An 8786-nucleotide genomic window follows, 5' to 3' on the forward strand; every position below is an offset into this window, starting at 1 on the left:
AATGCAGCATGTGCAAAGTGAGCCAATCACCATCCACCGCATCAATCACCGCAAACAACGTCGCATCTTCCGTGATCGCTCCAGAAGAGTCCTGGACTTGGAGCTTTCCCCGACTTTCCTTTTCATCAGGATCACCTTCGATAAACACCAGATCTCCAACCAACATAACCCGAACGACTTGGTCAAGGACAGGTGCATCCAACTCCAGAAAGCCATGGTGGTCGCCGAGCATGGCGTAACACGGAGGATCCGTCATACCCACGATATGCGGCACGCCCTGATCCTGTTGGGGAAGAATAGCCGTGACGCACCATCGCATCCGATCATCCGAAGAGGTCGGAGCCAACCGTTCCGCCAGGAACCTGTCTCCCACGAACAGGATTGTCTCCATCTCCCTGTCCCGGCTCATCACGGAGGCTGGCAGACGCAGGATCATCCGGTCCCCTTCGATCTTATCGATATAGGCGAAGATCGCCGTGTCCTCGGTAATCGGGTCGGCTCCAGCCGGAGAAATCCCGATCACAGCAGAACCTGCAAGGATTACGGCTCCAATGACTCGTTTCAGCATCCCATTCCTCCAATCGGTCCCAATACGGTGCGGTGACCGTCTTTTCCCCTGGCGCCCCGTCATTTCGGGTCATCCATGACGATGTCGCCGGTCAGGCTGACCCAGGTCACCGTATCGACAGAGATCTCATCGACCGGCAAGCCCACACGGCCCAGGACGTCGTTCAGGGACGCAATACAACCACCCTCGGGAAGGTCCGAGACCGGCACAGCCTTCCCCTCCAAGCCGATAATCTCGGTTGCGCAGACCGCCCGACGGGTGTTTCCGGGTTCGAGAGGCAGGACGGAGGCCCGGATCTCGTCACCGACGAACACGATTCCTTTCCCATCACGGCTCATGGCCGAATGGAGCATGTGCAGGGTGAGTTGATCTCCGTCCACGGCGTCGATCACCGCAAACATGGTCGTTCCCTGGGTGATTACGCCTTCGGTTGTCCCGACGGCCCCCACCACCTCGTATCCCGACGGCTTCAGATCACAGGCCGCAGGCAGGAAAAGGCAGGCGGCGACCACCACGACACAGCCGACAGGCTTCTGCATCGTCGTTCTCCATTCCCTGGTTTGTTGGTGGATCATCGGCACACCCTGGCCCGAGGCACCCGGGCATAGGCGCCGCCGCTGTAGCGCGGCCAATCCCGGGCACAGCCGCGCCGGACCAGGTCCTCGGCCAAATCCCGGTCCCCGGCGAAGCACCGAGCCACGGCCCGGCCATACTGATCCGTATCAATGACCCGACAGGCGACAGGACCATCCCCGAGGAGGGCGCGGAGCGCCTCCCGGGCGGCGGGGCCTTCCCTTGTGGAAAGCTCCGGAGCATCGACCCCCCAGATGCGGATCCGGGTAGCGATACCCTGAATGCGAAAGGTGTCTCCATCGGAAACCCGGCCCGGGAGACCGGCCAGGATATCCCCGGGCGCCGGAGAGGCCGGGTCGGAGGCACTCACGCCAAGGGATGCCACTCCGGCAACGACCCAGGCCAGAAGATCCATCATCTCCCCCCTCCCCCATCCTCGGAATGGGGCGAATTTGCCCCAAGAGGCACATTCAGGAGACCGGCCCATTTGAACAGGAGCATGGCCTGGGGATCGTCCTCGCCGTTCTCCCACCGCCGAAAGGTGCGAAGGTGAACACCGAGGCGCTCGGCCATGGTCGCCTGTGTGATCTTGAGGTCTTTCCGGCGCTGCAGGAGGGCGGCCATTGTGGTGAGATAGGCGATTCTCCAGGTCATGCGCCCCTGCCCCCGGCCAGAACCCGAAGGCTGTGCCCCACGGTCTCCCCGAGGTTTCCGCGCGCCAGCATGGACCGGAGATAGCCCGCCCTGCGCGTCACCCCCTGTCGTTCAGCACTCACGACCGCTGCGGCGAGGGCCGGAAAGCCATGGCGAGCGAGACCCTCGCCCCAAATCCCCCTTGGCAAACCCATTTCTTGGGCCAGATAGGACACGGCCCGGGCCACTTGGTTCAGCGCCTGGGGCGGAGGATCCCCGTACAGAAGGGCATTGAGATCCTCGCCCCGGAGACTTTCCTGAAGGCGGGGCGAAGCGGTCACCATCAGGAGCAAAAGATCGCGATCACGGCCCTCGCCCTGTACAGAAGTTTTTTTAAACTTAGGATTTCCTGTAAGGGATTCCAGGCGGAAGGATCTGTCCCCCTGGGAGGACGCATCTGTCCACCCATCGGTCCCCTCCACCACAAGCTCCTCGGCACGGCGCCGGGTCTCCCGGAGTTCCTCTTCGGCGAAGGTCACCGCCTCACGGAGGTCGTGCAGACGCGCCGCGACGGGCGCCAGGTCGATCCCGGCCTGATGCGCGCGGCGGTTGGCGGCGTTGTAGCGCCGGATGATCCAGTGATTGTCTTCGAGAAGAGTAAGGAGGCGGCGGACGGCCCGCTCGGTGACCCCGAGCATCACGGCCAAGCGGGCATTCCCCGGCTTCACCAGGAGCTTGCCCCTTTTCCACCTGTCATCCCCGTAGACATGCTCGCAGAGCAGGGCAAGCAAATGGACAGCCGCCGGGGAGAGGGCGGGTTGCAAAACCTTCACGCCCTTCAGGACCAGGCCGGTCACGGATGCGGTCGTTACCCCATGGGCGGTAGCTCCCCTCGCCCGCCGCTCAAGATCGGGGAACGTATCGGAGCGCCTTGCGCGCCCCGATTGGCATGGTTTTGTGTTCATACATCTTTCCGGCCTTCCCGCGCCGGGCACCTTTGACTTGACAATAGGGTGCCGTCGCGTAAAATGGGCTCACCAACGTCTAATTGGATGAGCGCGTTTCACGCGTGAGACCCCGTAGTTCCCGCTACGGGGTTTCGTTTATTTTGGGGCTAGGAAGTTATGCCGCCTCCTCTCTGTGAGGCGCGGTCCCTGAGTTTCCACTTGCAGGCGAATCCCACTTTCCTGTATATATTGCGAATTCACAGGAAAGCGGGGAAGTGGTTGCGGGGAGAGGATTTGAACCTCTGACCTTCAGGTTATGAGCCTCAATAATCGCGATACGCCCATTTATGATAACGTCCAACCAAACAGCCTTTATTCACTTATTTTCAATAATTTATATTATTTTTCCTCCCCTCAAAGATCCTCCATGTTACCTTGAATTTACCCTCTACTGTTACCTATATGCTACCTAGGTTCAACGGAAAAGCGACGCCCCGAAATACCGGAAATCCGCCCTGAAGACCGCTCCACATAACGAGGAGATCCAATCAATGTCCAAGCTGACAAAGCGATTTGTGGATCAGATAACTCCCAGCGAGAAAGAGACAACCCACTGGGATAGCGAACTCCACGGTTTTGGACTGCGGGTCTGGCCCACCGGTCGCAAGGTCTACATCGCCACGACCCGGGTGAAGGGGCGTCTACGCAAGGTGACAATTGGTCGCCATGGTTCGGTGACGGCGGAGCAGGCCCGGATCAAGGCGCACCAGATCATTTCGGAGGCCAAGGCCGGGAATGATCCCGTGAAGGTTCTGGACCAGGCACGCAAATCACCAACCATGAAGGGGCTGGGCGAACGCTTCCTCCAGGATCATGTCGCCGTGCGCTGCAAACCAAGCACCCAATACGAGTACAAGCGAGCAGTGGACCTGTTCATCAACCCCAAACTCGGCACCCGGAGGGTCGGCGACATCGAGCGTCAAGATATCGCCGAGTTTCACCACAATCTCCGGGACATCCCTTATCAGGCCAACAGGACCCTGGGCGTCCTATCCAAAATGTTCAACCTCGCCGAGGTTTGGGGGCTGCGCCCCGACCACAGCAATCCATGCCTTCATGTGAAAAAGTATCCCGAGCAAAAACGGGAGCGTTTCCTTTCCCCCGAGGAGTACGCCTCTCTCGGAAAAGCCCTTCGGGAGGTCGAAGCCAATGGGTCGGAAACGAAATCCTCCGTGACCGCCATCCGGCTGCTGATACTCACCGGCTGTCGGCTGAGTGAAATCACAACGCTACAATGGGACTATGTGGACCTCGATGCCCGCGAACTCCGACTACCCGATTCAAAAACCGGAGCGAAGGTCGTCCATTTTGGGGAAGCCGTCGCGAATGTGTTCAAGGACTTGGAGAAGATCGAGGGAAATCCCTGGGTCATCACAGGACGGAAAGACGGGGCCAGACTGACGGACCTCCAACATCCATGGCGACGCATCCGTGAGCATGCCGGGCTCACCGATGTTCGGATCCACGACCTGAGACATTCCTACGCCAGTGGCGCCCTTGCGCTCGGAGAGGGGTTGCCCATGATTGGCAAGCTTTTGGGACACACGCAGGTTCAAACCACCGCCCGCTATGCCCATTTGGCGAAGGATCCTTTGAGAGCCGCCGCCAGCAAGGTTTCGGATTTCATCGGTATCGCCATGAATGAGGAAAAGCGAAATGCCCCATCTCCCTCGAAGGAGTGGCGGGGATGACCACTGTCCCTACAATGTTTTGATCCGACACATCTCCCGCCGGGCACGCTTGTGCTGTTTGGCGTGCCGGTAGCAGCCTTGCTGAATCTGGATGGTTTTGTCCACCCGGACAGAACTATGGCGGAGGGAAACATCCCATTCCTTGACCAGATCCACCAACTTTTCCCGGGCTCGCGACAATCGTTCACCTCTCCGCTCCCTATTGGAAGCTTAGATGAGGTGTACTCCAATGTGGAGCCGGGTCAGTCCGCGATGTAGTCGTATCTTCGGGCCGACCACGAGTCCCCCATCCGCTTCAACTGACCGACGATGCTTTGCAGATCCTCGGGAGTTAGCAACGTCGGTTCATTCTCAAGAAAGGCGTCGGGAACATCGAGACACATCGCCGCCACGATCCCGTATACTTCCCTACCGCCAAGCGCGGTGCTTATGGGTGCGGGTGGAGGGTTGTCCGGAATCAGCAGAGACCCTTTTCGGTGGTTCTCCCGTCCCCAAGAAGAAGGATAGACCCATATCGAATCGCCATTCGGCTCGCGGCTGATGAGATAGAAAAAGCCAGTGTCATCCCATACATCAATTTTGATCATGTATTCCTTGCTGCGGTTCAGTTTGTAAAGGCCGGGATCTTGGTCCGGCTGGCGTCGGAGGGCAGCACCAAAGTTGATCGTGTCCCCCGTCGATGGACTTCCAACGATATCAACTTCCTTCTCGCCGTTCTCAAGGGGGCTATAGAACCGCTTGTATTTCGCCCTCGCTCTGAGATATTCGATTCCAGCCTTAGGCTGACACAGGTCAAGGACCATCTGTATGGCGCGATCCTCGTTACTTTCAACACGAATTTCTTCTGTGAACCCATATTCCCTCTTTAAATACTCAACGACACGGACAGAGACCTTCGTATTTAATTTATTACTTTTAATTAAACTAAATATGTATTTGAACTTTTCTTCATTATTGTCGGAGAGAATTTCCGCGAATTCTTTTAGACGCCATTCTCCCTTGGCTTTTTTCCCCCTATAAATGTCACTGTCGAGGGCTGCGGAAATTTTGCTCCGCGCGAAAGGCATCGAGGGGTTGTTCGGTCTCACCATGCTATCCCTCCGGATGTTCTGGGGCTTGGAACACGGTCGCCGTTGCCCGCCATGCCTCTCCTCTGCTTACCGTAATCGAAGGAGCATGGCGGGTCTAGAGGATCAGGCCAGGACCAGAGCGCGGCCCGGTGCGTGAAACTGCCCGCGGCGACGTCCCGACACGATGATCGTCGCCGATCCCCGAGCCGCGTGATCGACTTGGGCGATCCCGCTGTCGTCGGTGCGGACCTCCTTGGTCACACTCGACCAGGAAAGCCACCAAAGCCGAGCGTGACGTCAACGCCTTTTCGAGGCGTTCCGTCGGATGAGATGACTTGAATACTGCTGCTGTAGGTCATGATGGTCGCTCCCATATTAGACCGTGCCATTGGAAGTTCCGAAGTCGTCGATCCCGCGATTGTCGGTCGGGGAACGGTATCTTCGGATTTGGTTGGGAAGGGGCGAAGGTCATAGGCCGTCACCTCCGCCCCCCCCCTATCATCATTCTCGATGCCCCCGCGGCTGCGACCGCAGTCAAGAACCGCGTCGGCGTGACTTCCGGACCGTGCCTTCGCCCCTGTTGTCGGGTCGATTGGGACAGCCGTCGTCACCCAGGCTCATCGAAGGCTCGATATGAGCCACATATCGGCGGTTTCGTGCGTCCCAGATAAGGGCCTTGCCCGAGCCGCCATTGAAAATGCCGTAGAGCTTGCGCTTTATCAGCATGTCCAACTCGAGGATTGATCGCCAATTCGGCATCATGCCCCCCTGTAAACGAAAGGAGGCACCGCCAAGGGTGCGGAAGCCAACGGGGCCTGCCCGTCAAGGTGCGGGGAAACAGGAATCGTGTTGGTGTAATCGGTGCGCTTCCACGGCAGGACGGCGACCATGCCGAAGTGGCCTCCCCAGTTTTGCTCCACTGTCGCGCAGTCAGGGCAATCCGCCTTATGCGCCTCCGTCTGAAAGAGGGTGTTGAAGGAGATGATGTCCTTACCCTCGATCTGGGCGAAGAGATCTTCGTCGCCGAGCCGGTAGGTCGGATCGAGTTGGGTTTGGATGAAATTGCGCTTCTCCGCCAGCAACCGGCGATAGAAGGCGCCGTGCGGGTTGTCGGGGATTACCTTATGGATCGCGCCGATCACCAGGTGACCGAGGATGGCATCAATGAATGACGCGGCCATCGGCAGCCCGGCCGACCTTCCCGCGCCCGTCTTGGTGGTTCCGCTTCGATGGTCGACCAAGTGATTGGCATCCCAATACTCATAGCGCTCTCTGGTAATGCATCGATAGCAAGGGAGGGGATGTTCCCGATCAAAAAAGATAATTTCCCCCGCCATGCCACCCCGGTAGATTCCCACCCAAAAGACGGTGACATCGTACCACAGGGCGATCCGGCTTCCCCGCGCCTGAACGGGGTGGTGGTCGCTAGCCATGATGAAGAGGACGCGGTTCCCGGCCGCTTTTTCTCCCCTGATGAGCTCATCGATGTCGTCATCGGAGATGGCGAGGAAATCACCGCCGGTCACCACTTCGAGGGCGGGGACGGCCGAATTGTCGCGTTCGAATTCACAGGCCTCCAGGCGACGCTTCAGCGCCTCGGTCTTGGGCAGGCCGATGTCGTCGCAGGTGAAGTTCTGGGCCGCGAGGTTCTTCGCCTCCACGGTGTCGAGGTCAAACAAATAGAGGCGCTTGATCCCAAGGCGGACAAAGCCTTCGATCATCTGACCGGACGCCCCGGTCCCGACGACCACCAGGGTCGTGGATGTCATCTCGTTGAAATCTACATTACCGCTGACACGAACATACCGATCGTTCAGCTCTTCGATCACGGAAGTATCGATCGTCATGGGACTCTCCTTTCTAATCGAGAACGGTCAGGTCAACCGCGCTCACCACCACCTCGCCATCGCCACCCGAGTGGCACACGACAATGAAGGGGATCAGCTCGAAACAACCGGTGTCGGGAACAGTCATCACCAGCGGCATCAAGTAAGCACGGAGATGGGGATTTCCGGGCGACGTCAGGTTTGACCAGGCCGCGCGCTGATCCTGGCCCGACAGTCGGCGGAAGCTCGGCGGGTGCGAGTGGACGATTCCGACAAAGTGGTCGTCGCGACCGTAGAGCTCCCGGTTGAGGAAGGCGGTGTTCGGATTGTAAGCGACCCCGGTCGTCGCCGCACCGGCATCGAAGACATAGTCCGTGATCGTATAGTCGCCCGTACTGCTCAGCAGCATGCCGCCCCTCTCCGCCGGATACTGCCCGATGGTGTTTCGGATGGCGTCATAGGCATACCGAGAGATCCGCATCGTGGCGATCTGTTCGAGCGGCGGAGGCGTTTTGGGCGCTCGCCCCCGCTTTTCTTCCCATGGATCGACCTGCCGCCGACCCATTTTATGGAGAGACTCAGGGGGGCCATTATCCCGTGGTGGTGTCCAGCGCGCCTTCCGCTTCGGCGCGGGTTTCGGCTTAGTCTCGGTGTCTCCCGGCCGCCAGAACCGCTCCTGGAGCATGTCTGGATCGCGACGGGGCATGACGATCGTGCCCGCGTTCTCGTAGGCTGCTGCGACCTTTTCAGGGGACATGACGGGGGGACGGTCGGTCGATTCCGGCGGGATGACCGCGACATCGTCTGTCCCGATACCTGCCTTCGCGTCGTCCACGTCCGATGAAATCAACTGTTTGTCGTGCATGTTTGCTCTCCTCGGGCACAAGTCTCCCCATTGCGAGAGGCGGGGTGGCCTCTCGCCGAAGGACGCGCCGGAATGTGGGGCTATGTGGTTAGCGGCTGATCTGCTGGCTGATCGAGACGCCGGTCCGAATGTAGACGTCGGTCTTGTCAGCCCAACCTCGAGCTAGGCGCTGCGCCTCGGCGAACGAGGACGGCTTAAAGGCCTCCTTGAAGCAGATGTAAGGCGGAGCTCCGTCCTTGGCCGGCCACCGGTGAATGACGTCCAGGGACGTGTCGCGACCGCCGTAGGAGGGCTGGCTTTCGATGTAGACTTTGACCTTCCCGGGGGATCCGAGATCCTTAACGTATCGGAAGGTGTAGCCGTTGTAATTTTCGATCGACATGGGTAATCTCCTTGGCTTGGAAAGTCTTCCTCGCGGAACGCGGGAGGGTCGCCACCCTCCCGCACCCCATGGCTCCATCAGCGATGGTAAGGATCGTTCTCAACTCCGTGATACGGATCATTTTCCACAGCATGATAGGGATCCGGTTCGATTCCGAGATAGAAATCGGGT

At 59.1% G+C, this 8786-nt stretch carries 11 protein-coding genes; 1 reads left to right on the forward strand and 10 read right to left on the reverse strand.

Annotated elements, in window-relative coordinates; translation table 11 throughout:
- From ACLIRY_RS22645 to ACLIRY_RS22665, 5 genes are all read right to left on the reverse strand, one after another.
- The coding region (locus ACLIRY_RS22645) for a hypothetical protein (protein ID WP_413207699.1) at positions 1-568 on the reverse strand (568 nt) is incomplete at its 3' end.
- A gap of 59 nt (positions 569-627) precedes the next feature.
- Positions 628-1107 carry a hypothetical protein gene (locus ACLIRY_RS22650; protein ID WP_413207700.1) on the reverse strand — a complete coding sequence of 160 codons (480 nt, stop codon included), beginning with the start codon at positions 1105-1107 and terminating at the stop codon, positions 628-630.
- Positions 1108-1139: 32 nt separating this feature from the next.
- Positions 1140-1559 (reverse strand): thermonuclease family protein, encoded by a 420-nt coding sequence (locus tag ACLIRY_RS22655; RefSeq protein ID WP_413207701.1) that lies wholly within the window; start codon positions 1557-1559, stop codon positions 1140-1142.
- Positions 1556-1795 carry a helix-turn-helix domain-containing protein gene (locus ACLIRY_RS22660; protein ID WP_413207702.1) on the reverse strand — a complete coding sequence of 80 codons (240 nt, stop codon included), beginning with the start codon at positions 1793-1795 and terminating at the stop codon, positions 1556-1558. The genes ACLIRY_RS22655 and ACLIRY_RS22660 overlap by 4 nt, the downstream gene beginning before the upstream one ends.
- Positions 1792-2739: a helix-turn-helix domain-containing protein gene (locus tag ACLIRY_RS22665; protein WP_413207703.1), complete on the reverse strand. Its 948-nt coding sequence runs from the start codon at positions 2737-2739 to the stop codon at positions 1792-1794. Before ACLIRY_RS22665 ends, ACLIRY_RS22660 begins: the two co-directional genes overlap by 4 nt.
- A 533-nt stretch (positions 2740-3272) precedes the next feature.
- On the opposite strand from ACLIRY_RS22665, the gene ACLIRY_RS22670 reads away from it, so the two are divergent.
- Positions 3273-4472, forward strand: coding sequence for a tyrosine-type recombinase/integrase (locus ACLIRY_RS22670; RefSeq protein ID WP_413207704.1), 1200 nt, complete (start codon positions 3273-3275; stop codon positions 4470-4472).
- Between the two features lie 242 nt (positions 4473-4714).
- Here the strand turns inward: ACLIRY_RS22670 and ACLIRY_RS22675 are convergent, their stop codons facing one another.
- From ACLIRY_RS22675 to ACLIRY_RS22695, 5 genes are all read right to left on the reverse strand, one after another.
- The gene (locus ACLIRY_RS22675; RefSeq protein WP_413207705.1) at positions 4715-5563 is read right to left on the reverse strand and encodes a hypothetical protein; all 849 of its coding nucleotides are present in this window, start codon (positions 5561-5563) and stop codon (positions 4715-4717) included.
- Between the two features lie 513 nt (positions 5564-6076).
- Positions 6077-6268 carry a hypothetical protein gene (locus tag ACLIRY_RS22680; RefSeq protein WP_413207706.1) on the reverse strand — a complete coding sequence of 64 codons (192 nt, stop codon included), beginning with the start codon at positions 6266-6268 and terminating at the stop codon, positions 6077-6079.
- 32 nt (positions 6269-6300) lie between these two features.
- The gene (locus ACLIRY_RS22685) at positions 6301-7389 is read right to left on the reverse strand and encodes a ThiF family adenylyltransferase (protein WP_413207707.1); all 1089 of its coding nucleotides are present in this window, start codon (positions 7387-7389) and stop codon (positions 6301-6303) included.
- A 13-nt stretch (positions 7390-7402) separates the two neighbouring features.
- Positions 7403-8233 carry a Mov34/MPN/PAD-1 family protein gene (locus ACLIRY_RS22690; RefSeq protein ID WP_413207708.1) on the reverse strand — a complete coding sequence of 277 codons (831 nt, stop codon included), beginning with the start codon at positions 8231-8233 and terminating at the stop codon, positions 7403-7405.
- 88 nt (positions 8234-8321) lie between these two features.
- Entirely contained in the window at positions 8322-8615 is a 294-nt protein-coding gene (locus ACLIRY_RS22695; protein WP_413207709.1) for a hypothetical protein, read from the reverse strand.
- Between the last annotated feature and the right edge of the window lie 171 nt (positions 8616-8786).

The sequence above is a fragment of the Rhodospirillum sp. A1_3_36 genome (assembly GCF_047263945.1).
Lineage (GTDB): Bacteria > Pseudomonadota > Alphaproteobacteria > Rhodospirillales > Rhodospirillaceae > Rhodospirillum.

What these genes read in the sequence shown, in the direction of transcription:
- ACLIRY_RS22655 (WP_413207701.1), bottom strand. Translation starts at nt 1,559, where the DNA reads ATGATGGATCTTCTGGCCTGGGTCGTTGCCGGAGTGGCATCCCTTGGC.
- ACLIRY_RS22670 (WP_413207704.1), top strand. Translation starts at nt 3,273, where the DNA reads ATGTCCAAGCTGACAAAGCGATTTGTGGATCAGATAACTCCCAGCGAG.
- ACLIRY_RS22650 (WP_413207700.1), bottom strand. Translation starts at nt 1,107, where the DNA reads ATGCAGAAGCCTGTCGGCTGTGTCGTGGTGGTCGCCGCCTGCCTTTTC.
- ACLIRY_RS22680 (WP_413207706.1), bottom strand. Translation starts at nt 6,268, where the DNA reads ATGCTGATAAAGCGCAAGCTCTACGGCATTTTCAATGGCGGCTCGGGC.
- ACLIRY_RS22690 (WP_413207708.1), bottom strand. Translation starts at nt 8,233, where the DNA reads ATGCACGACAAACAGTTGATTTCATCGGACGTGGACGACGCGAAGGCA.
- ACLIRY_RS22695 (WP_413207709.1), bottom strand. Translation starts at nt 8,615, where the DNA reads ATGTCGATCGAAAATTACAACGGCTACACCTTCCGATACGTTAAGGAT.
- ACLIRY_RS22685 (WP_413207707.1), bottom strand. Translation starts at nt 7,389, where the DNA reads ATGACGATCGATACTTCCGTGATCGAAGAGCTGAACGATCGGTATGTT.
- ACLIRY_RS22675 (WP_413207705.1), bottom strand. Translation starts at nt 5,563, where the DNA reads ATGGTGAGACCGAACAACCCCTCGATGCCTTTCGCGCGGAGCAAAATT.
- ACLIRY_RS22660 (WP_413207702.1), bottom strand. Translation starts at nt 1,795, where the DNA reads ATGACCTGGAGAATCGCCTATCTCACCACAATGGCCGCCCTCCTGCAG.
- ACLIRY_RS22665 (WP_413207703.1), bottom strand. Translation starts at nt 2,739, where the DNA reads ATGAACACAAAACCATGCCAATCGGGGCGCGCAAGGCGCTCCGATACG.